The 22,595-nt window shown below is 67.5% G+C and carries 17 protein-coding genes and 1 pseudogene; 10 read left to right on the top strand and 8 right to left on the bottom strand.

From position 1 onward, the window contains the following. Positions 1-19: 19 nt before the first annotated feature. The 7 genes from rplI to VS93_RS04265 all read right to left on the bottom strand — a co-directional run bounded on the left by rplI (position 20) and on the right by VS93_RS04265 (position 5,785). A complete protein-coding gene (gene rplI / locus VS93_RS04290) occupies positions 20-466 on the bottom strand; it encodes a 50S ribosomal protein L9 (protein ID WP_046468700.1) in 447 nt (148 codons plus the stop codon). Between the two features lie 26 nt (positions 467-492). After that, positions 493-729: a 30S ribosomal protein S18 gene (gene rpsR, locus VS93_RS04285; protein WP_046468699.1), complete on the bottom strand. Its 237-nt coding sequence runs from the start codon at positions 727-729 to the stop codon at positions 493-495. A gap of 76 nt (positions 730-805) precedes the next feature. Next, complete coding sequence (locus VS93_RS04280; RefSeq protein WP_046468698.1) at positions 806-1,366, bottom strand: single-stranded DNA-binding protein; 561 nt, start codon at positions 1,364-1,366, stop codon at positions 806-808. Between the two features lie 62 nt (positions 1,367-1,428). Further along, on the bottom strand, positions 1,429-1,719 hold the full coding sequence (rpsF, locus tag VS93_RS04275) for a 30S ribosomal protein S6 (protein WP_046468697.1): 291 nt from the start codon (positions 1,717-1,719) through the stop codon (positions 1,429-1,431). A gap of 137 nt (positions 1,720-1,856) precedes the next feature. Next, entirely contained in the window at positions 1,857-2,432 is a 576-nt protein-coding gene (locus tag VS93_RS31020) for a hypothetical protein (RefSeq protein WP_052745520.1), read from the bottom strand. Further along, the gene (locus VS93_RS31015; protein WP_236700338.1) at positions 2,429-3,208 is read right to left on the bottom strand and encodes a glycosyltransferase 87 family protein; all 780 of its coding nucleotides are present in this window, start codon (positions 3,206-3,208) and stop codon (positions 2,429-2,431) included. The genes VS93_RS31020 and VS93_RS31015 overlap by 4 nt, the downstream gene beginning before the upstream one ends. Positions 3,209-3,244: 36 nt before the next feature. Then, entirely contained in the window at positions 3,245-5,785 is a 2,541-nt protein-coding gene (locus VS93_RS04265) for a transglycosylase domain-containing protein (protein ID WP_046468696.1), read from the bottom strand. Positions 5,786-6,658: 873 nt separating this feature from the next. Between VS93_RS04265 and VS93_RS04260 the strand changes: the two genes are divergently transcribed. The 3 genes from VS93_RS04260 to VS93_RS04250 all read left to right on the top strand — a co-directional run bounded on the left by VS93_RS04260 (position 6,659) and on the right by VS93_RS04250 (position 9,928). Beyond that, positions 6,659-7,285 (top strand): PadR family transcriptional regulator, encoded by a 627-nt coding sequence (locus tag VS93_RS04260; protein WP_082126616.1) that lies wholly within the window; start codon positions 6,659-6,661, stop codon positions 7,283-7,285. Positions 7,286-7,371: 86 nt separating this feature from the next. Further along, the gene (locus VS93_RS04255) at positions 7,372-8,451 is read left to right on the top strand and encodes an inositol-3-phosphate synthase (protein ID WP_173434252.1); all 1,080 of its coding nucleotides are present in this window, start codon (positions 7,372-7,374) and stop codon (positions 8,449-8,451) included. A 181-nt stretch (positions 8,452-8,632) separates the two neighbouring features. After that, the gene (locus VS93_RS04250; RefSeq protein ID WP_046468695.1) at positions 8,633-9,928 is read left to right on the top strand and encodes an MFS transporter; all 1,296 of its coding nucleotides are present in this window, start codon (positions 8,633-8,635) and stop codon (positions 9,926-9,928) included. Positions 9,929-9,956: 28 nt separating this feature from the next. On the opposite strand, the pseudogene VS93_RS04245 reads toward VS93_RS04250, so the two are convergent. Continuing rightward, positions 9,957-11,347: pseudogene (locus VS93_RS04245) on the bottom strand (CCA tRNA nucleotidyltransferase). Positions 11,348-11,979: 632 nt separating this feature from the next. Between VS93_RS04245 and VS93_RS04240 the strand changes: the two are divergent. The 7 genes from VS93_RS04240 to trxB all read left to right on the top strand — a co-directional run bounded on the left by VS93_RS04240 (position 11,980) and on the right by trxB (position 22,529). Continuing rightward, a complete protein-coding gene (locus VS93_RS04240) occupies positions 11,980-14,328 on the top strand; it encodes a DUF6049 family protein (protein WP_082126615.1) in 2,349 nt (782 codons plus the stop codon). 41 nt (positions 14,329-14,369) lie between these two features. Beyond that, positions 14,370-16,106, top strand: a complete 1,737-nt coding sequence (gene murJ, locus VS93_RS04235) for a murein biosynthesis integral membrane protein MurJ (protein ID WP_082126614.1) — start codon at positions 14,370-14,372, stop codon at positions 16,104-16,106. Between the two features lie 156 nt (positions 16,107-16,262). Continuing rightward, complete coding sequence (gene murJ, locus VS93_RS04230; protein ID WP_046468693.1) at positions 16,263-18,098, top strand: murein biosynthesis integral membrane protein MurJ; 1,836 nt, start codon at positions 16,263-16,265, stop codon at positions 18,096-18,098. 258 nt (positions 18,099-18,356) lie between these two features. Further along, positions 18,357-19,889 carry a protein kinase family protein gene (locus tag VS93_RS04225; protein ID WP_046468692.1) on the top strand — a complete coding sequence of 511 codons (1,533 nt, stop codon included), beginning with the start codon at positions 18,357-18,359 and terminating at the stop codon, positions 19,887-19,889. A gap of 8 nt (positions 19,890-19,897) precedes the next feature. Beyond that, entirely contained in the window at positions 19,898-20,518 is a 621-nt protein-coding gene (sigM, locus tag VS93_RS04220) for an RNA polymerase sigma factor SigM (protein ID WP_046468737.1), read from the top strand. Continuing rightward, positions 20,515-21,411, top strand: a complete 897-nt coding sequence (locus VS93_RS04215) for an anti-sigma factor family protein (RefSeq protein WP_156184670.1) — start codon at positions 20,515-20,517, stop codon at positions 21,409-21,411. The genes sigM and VS93_RS04215 overlap by 4 nt, the downstream gene beginning before the upstream one ends. 185 nt (positions 21,412-21,596) lie before the next feature. After that, the gene (gene trxB / locus VS93_RS04210; RefSeq protein WP_046468690.1) at positions 21,597-22,529 is read left to right on the top strand and encodes a thioredoxin-disulfide reductase; all 933 of its coding nucleotides are present in this window, start codon (positions 21,597-21,599) and stop codon (positions 22,527-22,529) included. Positions 22,530-22,595 lie beyond the last annotated feature (66 nt).

Genomic DNA, 22,595 nt, shown 5'->3' with positions numbered 1-22,595 from the left:
CTGCTCTGGAAAACCGGGACTACGCGCCGACGACCTCCAGCGAGATCGTCGCCGAGACCTCGGGATGCAGGCGGACCTCGACCTTGTGGTCGCCCACGGACTTGATCGGGTTACGGATCTCCACCCGGCGCTTGTCGATCGCCGGGCCGTCTGCGGCCTTGACGGCCTCTGCGACATCGGACGCCGTCACGGAACCGAACAGCCGGCCACCCGTGCCGGCGCGCTGGGTCAGCTTGACGTTCAGGCCATGGATCCGGTTGGCGATCTGCTTGGCCTCGTCCAGGCTGCGGATGTCACGAGCGTCGCGGGCGCGCCGGATCTGATCGATCTGTTTCTGGCCGCCGCGCGTCCACCGGATGGCGAACCCGCGGGGCAGCAGGTAGTTGCGACCGTAGCCGTCGCGCACCTCAACGACGTCGCCCGGGGCACCGAGGCCACTGACCTCCTGGGTCATGATCAGCTTCACGATTAAACCTCCCTCGGACTTCCCCGTTAGCGAGCGGTGCTGGTGTAGGGCAGCAGTGCCATCTCACGGGCACTCTTGATCGCCGTGGCGACGTCGCGCTGGTGCCGCGTGCAGTTGCCGGTCACCCGGCGCGCGCGGATCTTGCCGCGGTCGGAGATGAACTTCCGCAGCAGGGTCGTGTCCTTGTAGTCGATGTAGGACAACTTCTCCTGACAGAACAGGCAAACCTTCTTCTTCGGCTTGCGCGCTGCCGGCTTCGCCATCGTGGTGCTCCTTGAGTTAAGAGCCCCGGATCACCCGGGGATGGTCAATTCGGTCAGATTGGTCGGACTCGCGAAGTCAGAACGGCGGCTCGTCGGAGAATCCTCCGCCCCCGAAACCACCGCCGCCACCGCTGGTCGCCCACGGGTCGTCGGCGGGCGGACCGGAGCGGCCCCCCTGAGGGCCGCCGTAGCCACCACCCTGGTTGCCGTAGCCGCCGCCCTGCTGAGGACCACCGCCCTGCTGGGGACCGCCGCCGAAACCGCCCCCTTGCCGCTGCACCTTGGTCACCTTCGCGGTGGCACTGCGCAGAGCGGGACCGACCTCGTCGACATCGATTTCGAAGACCGTGCGTTTCTCGCCCTCTTTGGTCTCGAACGAACGCTGCTTGAGCCTGCCCTGCACGATGACGCGCATGCCGCGGGTCAGGCTCTCGGCCACGTTCTCCGCGTACTGGCGCCAGACAGAGCAGCTGAGAAACATGGCCTCGCCATCGCGCCACTCACCGCTCTGGCGATCGAAGTAGCGCGGGGTGGAGGCCACACGGAAGTTCGCGACCGCGGCCCCGCTTGGGGTGAATCGCAGTTCCGGGTCGTCGACGAGGTTGCCGACGAGCGTGATCTGGGTTTCGCCTGCCATGGTCGGCTCCGGGTTGAGTAGTCGGAATCAGGCAGATACGTGGGCGGCCGACGCGGGAAGCGTCAGTGCACCTCAGGACGGAGGACCTTGGTGCGCAGGACGGCTTCGGCGATGTGGAACTGACGGTCCAGTTCCTTGACCGTCTCGGGCGTGGCCGTGAGGTCGATCACCGCGTAGATGCCCTCGGAGTTCTTGTCGATCTCGTACGCGAGGCGACGCTTGCCCCAGACGTCGACCTTCTCTACCGAGCCGCCGTCGTTGCGGACGACACCCAGGAACTGCTCCAGCGACGGGGACACCGTGCGCTCGTCAAGGCTGGGGTCGAGGATGACCATTACTTCGTAGCGACGCATGAACGTGCATACCTCCTCTGGACTGCTGCGGCCATGGCCTTTCCACGGCAGGAGGGCAAGAGCCCCTTTTCTTCGGAGCCGGTTCGGCCGGCGGCACAGGGGCTCTAGAGCCAGACGATTGTCAAGGTTACCAGCCGTCAAGCCCGCGAATCGCCGTTGCGCAGGCTGTCCACAGCCACAAGAGCACACACCATGAGCAGCGAGAACAACCGCCCCAACGCCACGAACGCGTAGGCCGCGAAGTCGAGCCCCGCGGGGGCCGCCCCCACGCCCAGCAGGCCGACATAGCGCAGATGCTGCCAGATGCCGAAGAAGTAACCGACCTCGGCCAACTGCCACAGGCCGTAGAGGGCGACGGCGGGCCCGGAAGGCACGATCCTCGGGAACGCCAGTACAGCCAGCGGCAGCAGCCACAGCACGAACTGGGGTGACCACACCTTGTTGGTGATCAAAAACGCCGCCACGGTCAGGAACACCATCTGCTCCGGCGAAGGTCCGCGGCGCGCGAACAGCCCCAAGGCCGCGATGCCCGCGCACGCCGCTGCCAGGGCGAGCGTTCCCACGAGGTTGATGAGGTCCGGGTCCGCCGTATCGATCAGCCCGAACCCGGCCAGGATGTAGTAGACCGACCCCCAGTCGGCACCGCGCTCCTGACTGAACTCGAAGAACATGGCCCATCCCTCGGGCGCCGCGAGGTAGACGGGAAGGTTCACCGCGGTCCACGCGGCAGCGGCACCGGCCAGCGGGCGGAGGAGATCCCCGGGAGAGATGCCGCCCTCCCTGCCAGAAGCCTCCGCAGTACCAGCACGAACAGCGGGCCGAAGAAAAGGAACGGGTAGAACTTGGCGGCGACCGCCAGGCCTATCAGCCCGCCGCCGAGCCACTGCCGCCCGTGCGCGTAGCAAACGAGCCCGCCGGTCATCAGCATGACGGCAAGCAGGTCCCAGTTGATGTAGGCCGTGAGGAAGGCGGCGGGCGCCAGGGCGACGAAGCCGCCCGCGAGAAGGGCCGCCCGCCGGTCGAAGGGCCGCCCGCCGGGGCGTATCCCGCCGCGCCCCACCAGGTGCCCGGTTCCCAGTACCACGATCACCAGGGCCGCCGCCAGCACGGCCGCGGTGAGGTCGAAGTAGCCGAGTGCCCGGGAATCCGTATCGGGCAGCCAGGAGACCGCGCGCGCGACGAGATGCATCAGGCCGCCGGTGAGTACCGGGTACTCGACCGGCTGGTCGAGGTAGGGGACGGTGCCGGTGTCCAGGCCGTCGCGGTAGTACAGGGGGAAGACGTCGCTGTAGCAGCCGTACTCGTACTGCGTCCCGTACATCCACCCGCCGCCGAACCGGCAGGGGACCTTCACCAGGTAGCCGAGGACCGCTCCGGCAAATGCCACGACGGTGAGCTCGCCCCAGGGCGTCTTCATAGGCTCCGTTATACGCCGCGTGCCGGCGACGAGATCGTCGCCGGCACGCACCCGTCCGGGGTTGCCGGACATGGAGGTCACATCACTCCTCCAGGGCCGAACGGCCCGTCACTCTCTACGAGACGACGGGAAGAAACCGCCGTCCTCGTCCTCGTTCTCGTCCGGGCGTCCGTTGCCGTTACCGTTGCCGTTGCCGGGACTCTCCTCCTCTTCTTCCTCCTCCTCGCATTCGGGGTCGAAGAAGGGGTTGCACTCGTCGGACGGCGGGCTCGGCGTGATGGTCGGGCTCGGTTCCTCCGACGGCTCCTCCGACGGTTCCTCCGACGGCTCGTCCGAGGGCTCGGGAGTCGGCGAGGGCTCCGGCCGGAAGTCCTGATCGCTTCCGACGAACGCGGGTTCGGGGAACTGCTCGACCTCCTCGCCCTCCATGGCCTCGTCCATGAAGGCCTTCCAGATCCGGGCCGAGGTAGTACCGCCGAACACGTCGTTGACGCCGGGGATCACCAGCTGCTCGCCGTCGGCGCGACTCAGGCTGACCGCGGTGGACAGCTGCGGGGTGTAGCCCACGAACCAGGCCGACTTGGCGTCGTTGGAGGTACCGGTCTTGCCCGCCACCGGACGGCCGTCGCTCAGAGCTGCGTTCTTACCACCGCCGTTCTCGACCACCTGGGTCATGGCGTGGGTGGCGTCGGCCGCGACATCCGGGCTGAACGCGGTCTCGCCCTGCTCCAGCTGTTGGGCGTCGTTGGGCTCGATCTCCTGGCCGTTGGCGTCCAGGACCTCGGTGACCATGTGCTGCGGCATGTGCACACCCTCGTTGGCGAAGGTGGCATACGCGGCGGCCTGGTCGAGCGCGGTGAGCTGGTAGGTGCCCAGTGCGATGTTCGGCCCCAGCGCCGCGGTCTCGAACTGCTTCTCCTCGATGCCGCTCCTCTTCGCGGTCTCCACCACCGCTTGGGGCGTCACCTGGGTGGCCAGTTCCACGTAGCTGGTGTTGATCGAATTGGCGGTCGACTCGATGAGGTCGACCTCTCCGTACGACTTGTTCTCGTTGTTCTGGATCTCCCCTTCGACGCCGGGGAACTGCTGCGGGGAGTCGCCGTCGAAGGTGCTCCGCAGACCGATACCCTGCTCGAGGCCGGTCGCCAGCACATGCGCTTTGAACGCCGATCCGGCCTGGGCGCGGTGGGTCAGCGAGTTGTTCGCCTGCGACGTGAAGTCGGCACCGCCGTTGAACGCCCGGATCTCCCCGGTCCTCGGGTCGACGGCGGCCAGACCCATCAGGGTCTCCTCGGGCATGTCGGGCAGCGTCTCCGCGAAGGCGTCCTGCGCGTCATTCATGAGGTTCTCGTCGAGCGAGGTCGTCACCCGGTAGCCGTTGGTGGCGACCTCCTCGGGCGCGAGGTCGTAGCGCTCCTCGAGCTCGTTCTCGACCGCGGTCTTGATGTAGCCCTTGTACCCGGTGAGGCTCTCGCCCGGCTCGTACGCGATGGTCTCCGGGAACTCCAGCTTGTCGGCCTCGGCCTGGGGGATACCAAGTTCCGGATTGTCGTTGTGCATCTCGACCATGCCGCCGACGGCGTACTCCCACCGCTCATGGAGGATCTCCTCCAGCTCGGAGCCGGCTTCCACGTTCTGGAAGTTGCTCGGCTGCTGGATGATCGCGCCGATGAACGCGCCTTCGGCCTCGTCGAGCTCGCTGACGTCCTTGTCGAAGTACGCCTGCGCCGCCGCCTGCACCCCGTAGGCATCGCGGCCGAAGTAGATGGTGTTGAGGTACTGCGTGAGGATGTCGTCGGGCTGGAGCTGCTGCCCCACCTTGATCGAGATCAGGATCTCATTGAGCTTGCGCACGTACGAGCGCTCCTGGGAGAGCCCGCCATAGTAGTTCCGGGCCATCTGCTGGGTGATGGTGGAACCGCCGCCGGCCTGGCCGCCCGTCAGCACCGCGCGCATGGTGCCGGTGATCGAGATGCCGGGTTCCTCGTAGAAGTTGCGCTGCTCCGACCCGAGCACGCCGTTGATCACGGACTGGGGGATGTCCTCCGGGGTCACCGGGACCCGGTTGAGCTCACCCGTGGTGACCGCCTCCGAACCGTCGGCGAACTGGATACTCGTCGAGGCCAACTGGGCCTGGGCTTGCTCGTCCAGCTCGTCCGGGTTCGGCGTCTTGGCGTACAGCACTCCGAAGATCGCCACGCCGGCGATGAAGAGCAGCCCGCACGTGACGAGAGCGGGCTTCCACGCCTTGGAGAGAAAGCGTTTGAACGGCCCGCGGTCGTCGTGTTCGCCCTCGCGGGACGGCGGACGGCGCCGCCCTCCACCACCGCGGCCCCCGGGCGCACGGCGCGCTCCTTCGGAACGCGCGCCGTGGGCGGCTGCGCGGCGCGTGCCGCCTCCCTCGCCCTCGGCCCGGCGCCGACCGCCCTCCGCCGCCGCACCTGAGCGGGCGGCGTCGGTATGGCGCCGCTGCGGGCGCTCGTGGTCGTGATCGTCCCTGGAGCGGCGGGGGCTGCGCTCGGGCCCATCGTCCCAGAAGCCGCCCTCGTCGTCCTCTCTCGGCCTGCGGCGACCGGCAGTGCGTTCGTCCCCGGCGGGGCCAGTGGCCCGGCGCCGACCGCCGGCGCTCCGTCGTCTTTCGGTACTCACGCGTCCTCGTTTGCTGTAATACGGCCGATCGGCCTATCGACTGGGTGGGGGGCGCAAAGCTTCCCCAGGGGAAACGATTTCGGCTACCGAACCACAAGGATCCGGCTGATTCAGGGGGTATCCGCCGGGGTTCGCCGACTTGCACGCCTTACGGGGGCGTAAGGTTTTTCCCGGCGTGCCGAAGGCGTGGTCCGCTGCTTCCTCCCGTCGATGGCCTACCGTGACGAAAACTCGGGGCACGACACCTTGGCGAGCACGGCGATCCATGACCACGGACCGCGTGTATGGAGCACACCATCGGGGGAACCGCCGACTAGGGCGGCCGTGTCGCCACTCCTATCTCCTCGGTCGCTACTGAAACACTTACGGGCCGTTCACTCCGGTACCGCATGGGGTTCGGACCTTGACACGCGAGTGACAGCGGGGGCGTTCACTCGTCAAGCAAGTGTCACGGTAAAGCGACGGCACCATATAGCACAACCCAGCCGCGAGCGTACTGGCCGATGCGACTTCGTTGATCACATTCGGCTACCGGTTGCGCCTGGCAGTCCAGGGTACGACCTCTCTTCACCGGCGTGGGGCCAGGATCCGCACAAGTTCGCACAGAGCCGAGTTTTACCAGCTCAGAGGCGCTTATCCCGTCCCTCTCCGTTCACCTGACGCTCCCGCGGAATGTTGGGAATCCAACATCTTCCGGGGTGAGCGGGAGTCCCGGCCGGTCCCCGTGGAGTCGCTATTTATATCAAAGCGATATCCTCATAATCGGATAAAGCACGCGGACGCTCACGTTCTTCTCAGCCGGACATCCGGCCAGGTACAGAGTCGGCGCCTCCGCGGCTGACACCGGAGACGGGGCGAACAAGGGGGTTCCGGATGAGGCCGCGCAGAACAAGGGTGCTTGAGCTCGCCATCCTCGGCCACCTTGAGGAGAGCCCCATGCACGGATACGAGCTGCGTAAACGCCTCAACTCCGAGCTGGGAGCCTTCCGCGCGTTCTCCTATGGCTCCCTCTACCCCTGCCTGAAGGAGATGCTGCGCCTGGATCTGGTCTCCGGTTCGCCCCAGGAGGGCGCCGCGGGATGGCGGTCGCGCATCGTGTACCAGCTCACCTCTGAGGGCCGCGAACGCCTGCGCGCGCTCCTGTCCGAAAGCACACCGGCGGCCACGGACGACGAATGCTTCGGCGTGCACTTCACCCTGTTCGGCCGTACCCGGACCGAGGTGCGAATGCGCATCCTCCGCGGCAGGCGCCACCGGCTTCTCGAACGGCTCGACTTCCTCCGTGAGCGCGTGGCGCGTGCCACTGAGCGCGGTGATCCCTACATCTACGAACTGCACCGGCATCGCGTCGAGTCCGTCGAGCGCGAGGTCGACTGGCTCGAAGACCTCATCAAGCAAGAGCGGCGTCGCGCAGAGAACGCGGGCGTCGCCGATGCGAATATCAGCGGTAGTGCCCCGCCCCTGCGAGGCGATCCGTCAGCCACAGACCAACAGATGTGAACGGCGGCCTCCTGTCGCCGTGCGGCGCGGCATCAGCCTGGAGCGCCGTGGAATCCGAGTCAGCAGATGAGAAGGAGCAAGGACCAATGGGTTCGGTACGCGTAGCCGTCGTGGGCGTCGGCAACTGTGCGGCGTCGCTCGTCCAGGGCGTTCACTACTACAAAGACGCCGCCCCAGAAACCCGGGTTCCCGGCCTCATGCACGTACAGTTCGGCCCGTACCACGTGCGGGACGTGGAGTTCGTCACGGCGTTCGACGTCGACGCCAAGAAGGTCGGACACGACCTCGCCGACGCGATCGGGGCGAGCGAGAACAACACGATCAAGATCTGCGACGTCGAACCGACCGGTGTGACCGTACAGCGCGGCCCCACGTTCGACGGCTTGGGCAAGTACTACCAGGAGACCATCGAAGAGTCCGCCGAGGACGCCGTCGACGTCGTGGCCGCGCTCAAGACCGCCAAAGCCGACGTCCTGGTCTCCTATCTTCCGGTGGGCTCCGAGGAGGCCGACGAGTTCTACGCGCAGTGCGCCATCGACGCGGGCGTCGCCTTCGTCAACGCCCTCCCCGTCTTCATCGCCTCCGATCCCGAATGGGCGGCCAAGTTCACCGAGGCCGGCCTGCCGATCGTGGGCGACGACATCAAGTCGCAGATCGGCGCGACCATCACGCACCGCGTGCTGTCCAAGCTGTTCGAGGACCGCGGCGTCGTCGTGGACCGGACCTACCAGCTGAACTTCGGCGGCAACATGGACTTCATGAACATGCTGGAGCGCGAGCGGCTGCACTCGAAGAAGGTCTCCAAGACCCAGTCGGTCACCTCTCAGATTCCACACGAACTCAAGGCCGGATCCGTGCACATCGGCCCTTCCGACCACGTGCCGTGGCTGGACGACCGCAAGTGGGCCTACATCCGGCTCGAAGGCCGCGCCTTCGGTGACGCTCCGGTGAACCTGGAGTACAAGCTGGAAGTGTGGGACTCCCCGAATTCCGCCGGGATCATCATCGATGCCATCCGGGCCGCCAAGATCGCCAAGGACCGCGGTGTCGGCGGGCCGATCCTGTCCGCCTCCTCCTACTTCATGAAGTCCCCGCCGGAACAGTACAGCGACAGCGAAGCCCACGACCTCGTCGAACGCTTCATCACGGGCGAGATCGAGCGCTGAGCGGCATATCGACACAGCGATACGGCGAGTTGTCGGCGTATGGGGTCGCCCCCGAGCGGCCCCATTCCCGTATCCGGCCCTCCGGCGGCTGTGCCCGGCGGGCGGGCGGCACCGCGTGTTCACCGTCGGCCGTCGCGGAAGGGGAGACGTTTCACGTGGAACATCCCCGTAGTCTTGCCAGGTGTCCTTCTTCGGCGATCTTCGCGCTGTGCTTCAGGGATCGCGCTTCCGTCGCCTGTTCGGTACGCGACTCCTCTCCCAGTTCGCCGATGGGGTCTACCAGGCAGGGCTGGCCGGCTACATCTTCTTCACCCCCGAGCAGCACTCCACGGCCGGTGAGGTGGCCGCGGCGTTCGCCATCCTGCTGCTGCCCTTCTCCCTTGTCGGCCCCTTCGCCGGGGTCTTCATCGACCGGTGGCCGCGCCGGCAGGTGCTGCTGTTCTCCTCCCTGAGCAAAGCGGCCCTGGCAATGATCACCGCCGCGCTCGTCGCCGTGAGCTCCGACGGGGTCCTCTTCTTCGCGGCCGCACTGTGCGTGCTGAGCGTCAACCGCTTCTTCCTGGCGGCCTTGGGAGCCTCACTGCCGCACGTCGTGCCCCGGGAGACACTGATGATGGCGAACGCCGTCACGCCCACCTCGGGGACGTTCGCAAGCTTCGCGGGCGCCGGAGCTGGAGCCGGACTGCGGCTGCTCACGGGAGACAGCGCCATGGGCACCCCCGCCGTCCTGCTCGCGGCCGGCGCGGGGTTCGCCGCGGCGGCCGGGGCCTCACTGGCGCTGCGGCGCCGGGAACTCGGACCGGACCTGGGTCGCGAGCCCCCCGAGATGCGGGCGGCGGTGCGCAACGTCGCCGCCGGGCTGGCCGATGGCGTGCGGCACGTCTGGGAGCGCCGCCCGGCCCGATACGCCCTGGCGACGATCGGCGGACTCCGCTTCGTTTTCGGTATCTGCACGCTGATGACCCTGCTGCTGTACAACAACACCTTCACCGAAGGCGGGGTCGCCGGCTTCGCCGGGTTCTCGGCAGCGCTGGGCGCCTCCGCTGCCGGTTTCCTCGCCGGGGCGATCGCCACGCCGTGGGCGACGCAGCGGATGACCGCCAGCACCTGGATCGCCACGCTGCTCGGCTCCGGAAGCGCGGCTCTGCTGCTGTTCGGACTGCCGTTCTCCTCCGGCCTGTTCCCCGCCGCGGCCTTCGCCGTGGGCGTCGTGTCACAGGGGGTGAAGGTCTCCGTCGACACGTTGGTTCAGCGACATGTCGACGACGCCTTCCGCGGCCGCGTCTTCACCGTCTACGACATGCTCTTCAACGGCCTCTTCGTCGCTGGGGCGGGGCTCTCCACCGTCGTGGTCCCGCCATCAGGCGTGAGTGCGAGCGTCCTCCTGGCCATGGCGGCGGGGCTCGCCCTGATGAGCGCGGCCTGGACCATACGTTCCCGCGCCCTTTCGGCGACCGGGGAGCCGCAGCCCCGGTGACCGCCACTGACAGAGCGGGTCGGGCCCGTCAGTCGCTGTGCTCCTCGGCCCACCTGCGCAGCTCATTCGCCGCGTCGTCCTTGCTCATAGGGCCGTGTTCCAGCCGGAGCTCCAGCAGGTACCGCCACGCCTTGCCGACCATCGGACCGGGGCTGATTCCGAGGATCTTCTGGATCTCGTTGCCATCCAGGTCGGGACGGATCCTGTTGAGCTCCTCCTCCTCGGCGAGCCGTTCGATCCGGCGTTCGATGTCGTCGTAGGCGCGTGCCAGGGCCGCGGCCTTGCGGCGGTTGCGCGTGGTGCAGTCGGCCCTGGTGAGTATGTGCAGGCGCTCCAGCAGGTGCCCGGCGTCGCGCGCGTAGCGGCGCACGGCGGAGTCGGTCCACTCTCCCTTGCCGTAGCCGTGAAACCGCAGATGGAGCGCGACGAGCTTGCTGATATCGGCGACGGTGTCCTTGGAGAAGCGCAGCGCGCCGAGCCGGCTCCGGGTCATCGAGGCCCCGACGACCTCGTGGTGGTGGAACGTGACGCGGCCGCCGGGCTCGTAGGAGCGGGTCTTGGGCTTGCCGATGTCGTGCAGCAGCGCGGCCAGCCGCAGCACCAGATCGGGCTCCAGTCCGCGCTTCTTCTCAAGCTCGATCGCCTGATCGAGCACTGTCAGGGAGTGCTCGTAGACGTCTTTGTGCCGATGGTGCTCGTCGATCTCCAGACGCAGCTTGGGGATCTCCGGCAGCACGTGCTGCGCCACACCGAGCTCCACCATCTGCTCGACACCGGTGCGCGGGTTGGCGCTGAGCATGAGTTTGACCAGCTCGTCGCGGATACGCTCAGCGGAGACGATCCCAAGGCGTTCGGCCATACCGGAGACCGCCTCTCTGACCTCGGGAGCCATCGTGAAACCAAGCTGTGCCGCGAATCGCACGGCCCGCATTATGCGCAGCGGATCGTCGCTGAACGAGTCCTCGGGTGTGCCCGGGGTGCGCAGCCGCTGCGCGCTCAGATCGGCCAGCCCGCCGAACGGGTCGGCGAACTCGCGGCCGGGCAGGTGCACCGCCATGGCGTTCACCGTGAAGTCCCGCCGCACCAGGTCCTCCTCCAGGGAGGTGCCGTAGTGGACCTCAGGCTTGCGGGACTTCGGCTGGTACGACTCGCTGCGGTAGGTGGTGATCTCCAACTGCAGGCCGTTCTTGCGCAACCCGACCGTGCCGAACTCGATGCCGACGGTCCACACGGCGTCGGCCCACCCCTTGACCAGCTCGAGGATGCGCTGCGGGACGCGTCGGTGGTGAGGTCCAGGTCGTGTACCTCACGGCCCAGCAGGGCATCGCGCACAGGGCCGCCCACGATCGCCAGTTCGTGGCCGCCGACCAGGAACCGCTCCCCGAGCTCGTCCGCGATCGTCTCGATCGAGTAGAACATGCCGCCGATCGCGGCCTGCTGCTCCCTCGTCAGCTCCGTTGCGGTAGCCGTCACCGACTCGTTTTTCGGACCTGGACGGGGAGATTCACCTGGAAGCGCAGTATTCGGCACACCCCAGAGCGTAGGTCTCGTTCCCACATGGTGCGAATCGACCGCGCCGCGCCGGAACCATCGCGTGAGGCGGCGGATCGCCTCGTGGACCTGTCGGCAAAGCGCCGGATCGACAGGCCATCGGCGCTCCCCACGCTGCCCGCCCCAACGGGGGCCGCGGCGCGCCGCGACACGCGCTCCCGGCCGCAAACCGGGTCTCCCACCCCAACCGGACGGAGAATGCTTCGGGAGCGGACCTCCAAGACGGTATCGTCGGATCCGGCCAGTGCATCCGGCTCCCGCCCCTCCGAGACCGCCATGCGCTGTGCCGCCCAATCAGCAGAGATGTCCGGCTGAAGAGCGCCGGTACCGCGCTTCGGCGCTCGTGCACGGCGGTTTCCTTGGGCCTCCCTTGTGTTGCCGCCACCTCCGGACGCCCGGTGGTCCGCCCGGAGGGCACGGTGTAGTTCGTTATGCAGTACTGGCGTCGACCACCGTCAACTCGACTCGGAAAACCTTCTGGCGTGCGTCGAATTGCTCATTTGACCACGGTCGTGACCACGGCCGTCTTTCTGGCCCCGGCACTGACCGTGTTCCTTCCTGTCCAGGCAGCGGGGGTCTCCTCACCCGCGAACGCCTCCTCCGACGACGAGCCCGTGATCGTCGAGGAGATCACGCCGCGCGCGGTCGACGAGGACAGCACGCTCACGGTCACCGGGCGAGTCACGAACACCACCGACGACGTAATCGAGGACGTCACGGTGAGGTTGCGCTACTCCCCCTACGCTGTCAGCGACCGCTCGGAGCTCGACGGCTACGCCGAAGGCGCGGAGGCCCAGCCGCCGAAGACCGGACAGAGCGTCGGACTGGACGATCCGCTGCATCCGGGGGATGCCGTCGGGTTCGAACTGGAGGCCGACGCGGAGGATCTCGACCTCGACGGCTTCGGCGTGTACCCCATGGCCATCGACGCCGTGGACGGCTCCGGCGACGGCTTGGGCATCCAGTACACGTTCCTGCCCTACCAAGGCGACGGCAAGGGCTCCGACCCCGTCGACATCGCCTGGGTCTGGCCGCTCATGAACCATCCCCAGCGCGCTGACGACGACACCTACCTCGGAGAGGACCTCACGAACGAACTGCGGCCCGAGGGGCGGCTCAACCGGCTGCTGGCCGTGGGGGCCCAGAACGGCGAAGTGGCGCTGGAGCCGCCCGAACTGCCCTCGTCGCCCCAGAACGGCACCGGGGACGAGGACGCCCGGCAGGCCGATGACGCGGACGCAGGTGATCGCGTCCCGCTCACCTGGGCCGTGGACCCCGGGTTGCTGAGCGACATCGAGCGCCTCACCACCGATTCGTACCACGTTCTCGAGGACCCGCTCGCTGTGCCGGCGGAGTCGCAGCCGACCGCCAAAACCTACGAACCCAACCCCGACGCGGCGGCATGGCTGGAGCAGGCGCGGACGATCATCGGCGACCAGCCCGTCATCTCCACCCCCTACGCCTCTCCCGACATCGCGGCCCTGCTCCGCAACGACCTGGAGAGCGACGCCGAAGCGGCGATGTTCCTCGGGGACGAGGTCGTCCAGCGTGTTCTGGAGCGCCCTGCCGATCCGGAGGTCGCTCTGCCCCCAGACGGCGTCATGAACGAGGACACTCAGGACTTCTTCACCGAGCACGGCGCCGAGCGGTTCCTCCTTCGCGACGCCGCGATGCCCGGCCAGGACTGGGTCGGCCACACCCCGACCGCTCAGGTCGAGCTTCCGAACGGAGACGACGGTTCCGCCACCGCGCTGGTGGCCGACAGCCGACTGACCCGCGTTCTCGGCAAGGCCGGCCGCGGGCCGGGCGACGCCGCACTCGCCCAGCAGCGGTTCGCGGCCGAGACGGCGCTGATCTCCGCGGAGCAGGCCGGCGCCGACCGCACGATCGTCGCCTCCCCCCCCTCCGGCTGGGATCCCGCCCCTGAGCTGGCTCAGGACGTCCTGCAGTCCTCAGAGGACCTGCCGTGGCTGGAACCGGTCGCTTTCGAGGACGTCGAGGCCGCCTCCGACGCCGAGCCGGAACGCCACGGGCTCACCTACACGGGGGCCGCCGCCGAGGACGAGCTCAGCAGCCCGTACCTGGAGCAGGTCAAGGAGGTCCGACGCGAGGTCCGGCTGTTCAACAGCATCCTGACCGAGGACAGCGACCCGTTCCGCCCCGCGATCCTGCGCCTGGAATCCGCTGCGTGGCGCGACAAGGAGGCGCTGGGCAACCAGACCCGGTCCCTCCTCGACCAGTCGGTCACCGACACCAGGGGCAAGGTCCGGATCATCGAATCCGAGCCGGTGACACTGGCCAGCAAGACCGGCACCATCGGGGTCCTGGTCGCCAACGACCTGGAGGACGAACCGGTCTCCGTCCACCTGTCGATGTTCTCCTCCAACTCCGAGCGGCTGAGTATCGGCGAGTACCAGGACTCCATGGAGATCGGGCCGGGCGGGAAGACGACCGTGTACGTACCGCTCACCGCCCGGGTCAACGGCCGCACCGTGCTGCACATGAGCCTCCACAACGCCGATGGCGAGCCGGTCTCCGTCGAGGAGACGCCGATCCCGGTGAACGCCACGGGGATGGGCGCCCAAGCCCTGATCATCAGCGCGAGCGGCGCCCTCGTACTGGTCATAGTGCTCGCACCGCGGGCGCTGCGCAGGTGGGCCCGCACGCGCACGTCGGCGGAGGGCGCTTCGCAGTCCGAGGCCGATCCGCCGTCCGGCACGGGCGGACATGACAGCACACCAGATGCCATGCAGGACAATGACAGTGGCCCATCCGGCGATCAGCCGGACGACTCCGGCGCCGCGCCCGAGGATCCCGCCGCCGGAGAGAACCAGGAGCGAGAACACTGACGGGCCCCGAACCTGATCGATCTAGAGGGAGCCGATTTCCGGTGGCGACCGAGACCACGAACGGCAGTGAAGAGACCCCCAGCTCCACTCGCACGGGTGGCCCCGGTGATCCGGGCGGTCCTGAGGAGCCCGTGGATTCCGGAGGTGAATCGGGGTCCTCTGACGGCATGATGCGCTCCAGCATGGTCATGGCCGCCGGCACGATGGTGTCGCGGGTGACCGGCTTCATCAAGGTGGTCGTGCTCGCGGCGGCGCTGGGCACACACCTCCTCGGCGACGCCTACAACACCGCCCAGACCATCCCGTTCATCATCAACGACCTGCTCATCGGCGGCCTGATGGTGAGCGTGATCATCCCGTTCCTGGTCAAGCGCCGCAAGCGCGACGCCGATGGCGGGGTGAAGACCGAGAACCGACTGGTCACGGGCGCGATCGTGCTGCTGCTCGGGATCACCCTGGCGGCGATCCTCTTCGCCGAGCTGCTGATCAGCCTCTACGCCAGCAGGTTCACCCCGGTCCAGTCCGACGTCTCGGTGTACCTGGCCCGCTTCCTGCTCGCCCAGATCTTCTTCATCGGGTTGAGCGGCCTGATCAGCGCGATGCTGAACACCCGCGACAAGTTCGGTGCCCCGGTGTGGGCCCCCGTTCTGAACAACCTGGTGATCATCGCGGTGGGCGGGCTGTTCCTGTGGGTGGCCGGCCCCGGCCACACCCCCGAGACCGTGTCGCAGGGCGAGCTCACCCTGCTCGGGCTCGGCACCACGCTGGGCATGGTGCTGCAGACCGCTGTCCTGGTGTTCTCGCTGTGGCGTTCCGGATTCCGCTGGCGGCCCCGGCTGGACCTGCGCGGCTCCGGCCTGGGTGAAGCGCTGCGCAGCGCCGGGTGGATGCTCCTCTACACCCTGATGACCCAGCTGGGCCTGCTCATCACCACCAACCTCGCCAACGCCGCGAACGTCGCGAGTCTGGAGGAAGGGCACAACGTCGGCGCGGGCATCACCGCCTACAACTACGCCTACCAGCTGTTCCAGCTCCCCTACGCGATCATCGCGGTCTCGCTGATCACCGTTCTGCTGCCGCGGATGAGCGGACACGCCGCCGATGAGCGCTGGGACGAGGTGCGCGCCGGATTCTCCAGTACCCTGCGCATCTCGGCGCTGCTCCTGGCACCGGTCGCCCTGGCGATGGCCATGTACTCGATCCAGTTGTCCGTTCTGGTGTTCGCGCGGGGCAGTACCTCCGTCGCCGACGCGCAGAACGTCGGCACCGTTCTCGCGGTGATGTCTCTCGGCCTGGTGCCGTTCACCGTCTTCCAGCTGATGCTGCGGGTGTTCTTCGCCATGGGCGACACCCGGACCCCCGCTCTCATCAGCATCGCCAACGTCGCGGTGCACGGGGTGCTCGCCTTCACCGCTTTCTTCGTGCTCCCGCCGAACCTGGTCGTCGTGGGCGTCGCCGCCGGCTTCATGCTTTCGTTCGCCTCCGGCCTGTCCATCGCGGGTGTGATCCTCAGCCGCCGTCTCGGCGGGCTTGACGGACGCCGCATCCTTGCAACATTGTTGCGGCTGCACCTGGCCGCGGTTCCGAGTGTCGTCGCTGGTATCGGCGTTCTCTGGTTCTTCGTGGCGCGGTTCGGTGAGGGGTTGGCCACCAACATCGGCGCTCCCGTCACCGGCTGTGTGGTCGGCGCGCTGCTGTTCCTGCTCTTCGCCCGGCTGTTGCGGATTGAGGAGCTCAACGCTGCGCTGGGTCTCATACGCTCCCGACTGAGGCGGTGACCCGCTGCCTCATCGGAGGCACAACCGCCGCGTGCTCACCTCTTCCACCGATCCCGGTGTCAGCGGCACTGCCCCCGTCAGTCCTCTCCCGGTAGCCGTCGTCTTGTCCCTGCCCCCGTGAGCACGGCGCCCCTTGAACAGGAAGATCCGCCAACGGTGCCGAACGATCACCCCGACAGCCAGGAAAGGCCCCAGAGCCGGTTCCCCCTGCCCGAGGAGGTGCTCGACGAGGTCGAGCGCACCGACCCTTCCACGGAACCCGAGTCCGGTCTGGTAACCGACCACGATCCGAAAGACTTCGGGGACCTCGGTACGGCCGACCGCGCAGGCGAGGAAGGCGACGAGATCGGCGGGGCCGCCCACGCGGCTCCGCCGAATCTCATGCGTTCCAGCGCGATCATGGCGCTCGGAACGGTGTGCTCCCGGGCCACGGGTTTCCTCCGGACGGTCGTACTCGCCGCCGCGCTGGGCACGCACCTCCTCGGCGACGCCTACCAGACGGCGAACATGGTGCCCTACGCCGTCTACAACCTGCTCATCGGCGGCCTGCTCGCCAGTGTCTTCGTCCCGTTCCTGGTGAAACGGAAGAAGCAGGACGCCGACGGGGGAGTCGCCACCGAGCAGCGGCTGTTCACCACCATGCTGCTCGTGCTGGTCCTGATCACCGCAGTGGGCATCCTCGTCGCGGAGTGGCTCATCCGGCTGTACGCCGGTGAGTTCACCACCGCACAGCACGAGGCCTCGGTGTACCTGGCGCGGTTCCTGCTCGCCCAGATCTTCTTCGTCGGGGCGAGCGGCATCGCCAGCGCCATGCTGAACAGCCGGAACCACTTCGCCGCTCCCATGTGGGCGCCGATCCTGAACAATCTGATCATCATCGGCGTCGGCATACTCTTCCTTGCGGTCGCGGGTCCCGGAAGCACCCCGGAGAGCGTCACCGAGGACAGCCTGGCCCTCCTCGGCGCCGGAACGGCAGCAGGCCAGGTCCTGCAGTGTGCCGTGCTGCTCTGGGCGCTGTGGAAGGCCGGATTCCACTGGCGGCCGCGGCTGGACCTGCGCGGCTCCGGCCTGGGCGAGGCCGCGCGGACCGCCTCCTGGATGATGCTCTACATCGGCATCGTGCAGGCCGGGCTCCTGGTCACCACGAACGTCGCCACGCGGGCAGGTGTGCGCGCCGCCGAAGCGGGAGGGTCGGCCGCAGGGACCGGCATCACCGCGTACCAGTACGCCTCGATGCTGTACCAGCTTCCCTACGCGGTCATCGCGGTCTCGGTCATCACCGCTCTGCTACCCCGTATGAGCGAGCATGTCACCGACGGGCGCAAGGACCTGGTGCGTTCGGACTTCTCCCGCGGGTTCCGGCTGGCGTCCGTGCTCATCGCGCCGATCTCGATCGCGATGGTGGTCTTCGGCATCCCGTTCTGCGTGCTGATCTATGCGCGTGGCAGCACATCGGTGGAGGACGCGCAGCGCATCGGGATGATCCTGATGGCCTTCTCGATCATGCTGATCCCGTTCACGCTGTTCCAGTTGCAGCAGCGCGTCTTCTACGCGCTCGGGGACACCCGGACCCCCTCGCTCATCGCGATCCCCGCTGAACTCACCCATGCTGTGCTCGCGGTGAGCCTGCTGTTCCTCGTACCGCCGCGCCTCGTCGTCATCCTGCTCCCCATCGCCTACGGCTTGTACTACGTGGTGGGCTCACTACTGGCCTGGCGGCTGCTGAGCCGGCGCCTGAACGGTCTGGACGGGCGCCGGGTACTGCTGACATTGGTCAAACTGCATCTGGCCGCGATCCCCAGCGCTATTTTCGGCGTGGCAATGATCCTTACTTTCGGGCTGATGCCGGGGACCGTGCTGCCACCGCTGCTCGCCATCATCGTGGGTGGCCTGATCGGCGGCGCGCTCTTCATCCTCGTAGCCAGGCGCGCCGGAGTGACTGAAGTCACAACCTTCTTGGATATGGTTCGGAACCGTTTACTGCGCCGCTGATCACCGGCAAGACATGACAGCGCGTAACCACTGAAAGGGCCTCTATGTGTGCCGAGCCAGGTGTGATTGTCCTCCGGAGACAGTTTCCAGGCGTCCTAGCATGGAGCAGCAGTCCTCTGCCGCAACACCCGTGTTTGTCTGAGCTGCCTGAAGGGAGGTCAGGGACAGGCGACGTGGCCGGATGCATCTGTGACTCTCAGGGTGGGCGCAACGCCCCCGTTTCATTGATGGCTGGTCGTCGCGTCCATCACTCCCGGCATGAGCACCTTCATGATTGAGCCAGGAGCACGCCTCGCCGGTCGCTACCGGCTGGAAGAACCGGTGAGCGACACCGGAGGGGCGACGTTCTGGAAAGCGACCGACGAAACGCTCGCCCGCCCCGTCGCGGTCTGGACATTCGCCGACGGTTTCCCCCGTACGACCGAGGTCGTGCACGCCTCCCGGGCTACCAGCCGTGTGTCGGACTCCCGTGTCACGCAGGTCTTCGACGCCGACGACTCCGGCCCTACCCCCTACGTGGTGGAGGAATGGGTTGTCGGCCAGTCGCTGGCCGAACTGCTCGCGAAGGGGCCGCTCGAACCCGAGCGCGCGGCCGGGCTTGTCGCGGAGGCGGCCGAGGCGCTCTCGGCGGCCAACGCCACCGGCCTTTTCCACCTTTATCTCACCCCTAACAAGCTCATGTGGAGTGTCGGCGGTGCGGTCAAGGTGACAGGCGTCGGAGTCGATGCCGCCCTGCGCGGTGTCTCCGCCCCCGACCCCGCGGCCGCTGACGCCCAAGGCCTCGGCAAGCTTCTCTATGCGGCGCTCACGGGCCACTGGCCCGACAGCGAGCAGAGCGGCCTTCCCGCGGCCCCCACCGATTCCGGCCGCCCGTGTCGGCCCAGTCAGGTCCGGTCCGGGATCCCGCCGAAGCTCGACGAGATAGTTAACCGTGCCGTGTTCCGCGACACCGGGAACCAGGCACCGCTGGCCAGCTCCCGAGAGGTCGCCGAAGCCCTGGCCGACGTCCCGCGCATGGTGCCACTTCCGGCGACCCCGGCGAACGCCCCTCCGCCGGAACACGGCACCTCCCGCCGCAGCGGTGAGTTCGGCATCGTCACGCCCCCGCGCCCTCCGAGCCCCCCTCGCCCACAGGAAAGCCACCCTCCGAAGAAGAGCGAGAAAGGCGCCGCGCGTTCCCCGGGCCTCCGCCAGGCCCTGATCGGCGCGGCCGCCCTCGTCCTGTTCGTCGGTGTGGTCGCCGGAGCCTGGGTCGTCGGCAGCAACATCGGAGGAGGAGGCGGCGACTCCGACGGCACCGGCGCCGACGGCACCGGAAACCAAGAGGCAGCGGTCGAACCGGACGAGGACCTGGACACGCTCGAACCGCAGAACACCGAGAGCTTCGACCCAGGGGGCAGTGGCGAGGAACACAACGACCGGATCCCGAACGCCTTCGACGGCGACGCCTCCACACACTGGAACACCCAGCGCTACAACAGCGCCGAGTTCGGCAACCTCAAGGAGGGGGTCGGCATCCTCGTTGACCTGGGCGAACCCGCCGAGCTGCACGAGGTCGACCTGAACCTGGGGAACGCCGGCCCCGCGAACCTGGAGATCCTCGTCGGAGACGAACCCGAGCCGGGTGCGCTGGCCACTTCGGGAGAGGCCGAGCAGGCCAGCGGAGAAACTAACGTTAAGCTGGCTGATCCGGTCGAAGGACAGTATGTGGTGATCTGGTTCACTCAACTGCCCGACGAAGGTGAACACCGAGGAACAATCCATGAGGTCGAGCTGCGCGGGAAAATGTGAACACGGTGATGGACGCAGTTCAGGAGCTCCCCGACAAGGAGCTGTTGTCCAGACACGCTCAAGGTGATGACCAAGCCTTCAACGAGCTGGTCAAACGGCACCGTGAGCGGATGTGGGCTGTCGCCGTCCGTGTTCTGGGCGACCCGGAGGAGGCATCCGACGCTCTCCAGGATGCCTTCCTCTCGGCTTTCCGCGGAGCGCACCGCTTCCGCGGGGACGCGCAGGTCAGCACCTGGCTGCACCGCATCGTCATCAACGCCTGCCACGACCGGATGCGCCGCAAGCTGGTACGCCCCTCTGTTCCCACCGACGACGCCACCCTCGATGTGCTCTCCAACGAGCGCACCAAGGGAACGACTCCCGACCCCACCGGCCGCAGCGACTCCTCCCTGGACGTGCAGGCGGCCCTGGAGAACCTGCCGCCGGAGCAGCGTCTCGCTCTTATCCTCGTCGACATGCTGGGATACCGCGTCGACGAGGCCGCCGAGATACTGGAAATCGCCTCAGGTACCGTCAAGAGCCGCTGCGCCCGCGGACGCGCCAGGCTTCTGCCATATCTCGCTCATCTCAGGAACCCTGAGGACTCCCGGGACGTCACATCCCCGAGAGGAGGTGACCGGAGATCGTGACGTCTCACGTGGACGCGGAGATCCTCGCCTTGTCGGCCGAAGGCCTGCTGGATCCGGACGAGGAGGGCTCCGTCCAGGAGCACCTGGCCGGATGCGACGAGTGCGGTGAACAGCTCAACGCCCTGGCCGCTGTGTCACGGACACTGGGGGAGGTACCGGCCCCCCCACTTCCCGCTGATGTCGCCGCGCGCATCGAGGATGCCGTGCAGGCCGAGGTCCAACACCGCCATGAGCGGCCTTCGGGCCCGGAGCCCCCGCGGTCGGACGGCGGCTCCGGAGGAGGTGCTCCTCTCCCGCTTCATCGGCCCAAGGGGCCCAAACACTGGATGCCCTATCTCGTCGCCGCCGCAGCGGCCATCTTCGTGATCGGCGGTGCCGGCGCCATCGTGCAGGGAATGTTCTTCCAGGATGAGCCGGTCGGGGCGACTTATGAGGAAGCGGAGAAGGACGAGAACCCCGATACCGCCCTCGCCTATCGGCCCGTGATGCTGAACAGCGACGTCGAGTACACAGAGGAGGAACTCGACACCCAGGCCTCGGAGGTTCTCGGTTCCGTTTCCCCCGTCGCCCTCCCCGACGCCCTCCCCGGCGCCCCTGAGAGCGACGCAGAGGAGCGGAAGGGTTCGTCCCACCCAACCCCCTCGGAGGCCCCGTCCGACGTCTCCTCGTGCGTTCACAAGCTCGGGAGCACCAACGGTGGACAGCAGCCCGCGCTGATCGACGTCGGATCCTTCCAACCGAGCGGAGGCGGCGCCGCTGAGGACGCCTGGGTGATGTACTACGGTTCCGAGCCGAAGGACGAGTTCGACGTCGTGGTCGTTTCGCCGCGGTGCGCCGGCACAGGACCGGCTGAGGACTCCGTTCTGGCCGAGACCACGGTCGCCGGACCGTAGCCAACCGCTCCCGGTAGAAGAGCCCCGACTCACCACGGCAAGGACGGAAAACCAGGTCAAACGCCCCTTGACGAGCGTCAGCACTGGTTGGGAATGGCGGACGCCTACCATCTGTTGGTAGTGAACGACCTCCCCAGCGGGTCACTCTCTGAGTGGCCGCCCGAGTTACCGAAGGGCCGACGAGCGTGAGCGACGTCCGTAACGTGATCATCATCGGGTCTGGCCCCGCGGGTTACACCGCGGCTATTTACGCGGCGCGTGCCGAACTCCGGCCGCTCGTGTTCGAAGGCTCGATCACCGCCGGTGGCGCGTTGATGAACACCACCGATGTGGAGAACTTCCCCGGTTTTCCTGACGGCATCATGGGGCCCGACCTCATGGACAACCTCCGGAAGCAGGCTGAACGGTTTGGCTCCGAACTCGTGCCAGACGACGTCACCGAGGTCGACCTGAAAGCGACTCCGAAAGTCGTCAAGGTCGGCAACGAGACTCACTATGCCCGTACCGTGATCGTCGCCACGGGTTCCGGATACCGCAAGCTCGGTGTCCCCGGCGAGGAGGAGTTCTCCGGACGCGGCACATCGTGGTGCGCCACCTGCGACGGTTTCTTCTTCCGGGAGCAGGACATCGCGGTGGTCGGCGGCGGCGACACCGCGATGGAAGAGGCCACCTTCCTCACCCGCTTCGCGCGTTCGGTCACCGTGATCCACCGCCGCGGGGAGCTGCGCGCCAGCAAGATCATGCAGGAGCGCGCGTTCGACAACGACAAGATCCGGTTCCTCTGGAACACCGAGGTAACCGAGGTCCTGGGCGACAACAAGGTCACTGGGGTCCAGCTGCGCAACACCCAGACCGGCGAGGAAAGCAAACTCGACATCACCGGCCTGTTCATCGCGATCGGTCATGACCCGCGGGTCGAGCTATTCGAGAGCCAGCTCGACCTGGACGAGGAGGGGTACATCACGGTCGACGCCCCCACGACCAAGACCAACATCCCCGGCGTGTTCGCCTGCGGCGATGTCGTGGATCACGTCTACCGGCAGGCCGTCACCGCCGCCGGCACCGGCTGTGCCGCCTCTCTGGATGCCGAACGGTACCTCGCCGAGCAGGGGAACTGACGCTCATATCGTCACGGTCCTCTAGCGGAGACACCGGGAGGGCCGACTATATGCCCGAGTCTCATT

Source organism: Allosalinactinospora lopnorensis, assembly GCF_000981225.1.
Taxonomy (GTDB): Bacteria; Actinomycetota; Actinomycetes; order Streptosporangiales; family Streptosporangiaceae; genus Allosalinactinospora; species Allosalinactinospora lopnorensis.
The sequence above is the reverse complement of the archived record's forward strand: the minus strand, read 5'-3'. Positions and strand labels throughout refer to the sequence as shown.

Coding starts and splice junctions, on each gene's coding strand:
- rpsR (WP_046468699.1), bottom strand. CDS start 729: ATGGCGAAGCCGGCAGCGCGCAAGCCGAAGAAGAAGGTTTGCCTGTTC.
- VS93_RS04280 (WP_046468698.1), bottom strand. CDS start 1,366: ATGGCAGGCGAAACCCAGATCACGCTCGTCGGCAACCTCGTCGACGAC.
- rpsF (WP_046468697.1), bottom strand. CDS start 1,719: ATGCGTCGCTACGAAGTAATGGTCATCCTCGACCCCAGCCTTGACGAG.
- VS93_RS31015 (WP_236700338.1), bottom strand. CDS start 3,208: ATGTCCGGCAACCCCGGACGGGTGCGTGCCGGCGACGATCTCGTCGCC.
- VS93_RS04260 (WP_082126616.1), top strand. CDS start 6,659: ATGAGGCCGCGCAGAACAAGGGTGCTTGAGCTCGCCATCCTCGGCCAC.
- VS93_RS04255 (WP_173434252.1), top strand. CDS start 7,372: ATGGGTTCGGTACGCGTAGCCGTCGTGGGCGTCGGCAACTGTGCGGCG.
- VS93_RS04225 (WP_046468692.1), top strand. CDS start 18,357: ATGAGCACCTTCATGATTGAGCCAGGAGCACGCCTCGCCGGTCGCTAC.
- sigM (WP_046468737.1), top strand. CDS start 19,898: ATGGACGCAGTTCAGGAGCTCCCCGACAAGGAGCTGTTGTCCAGACAC.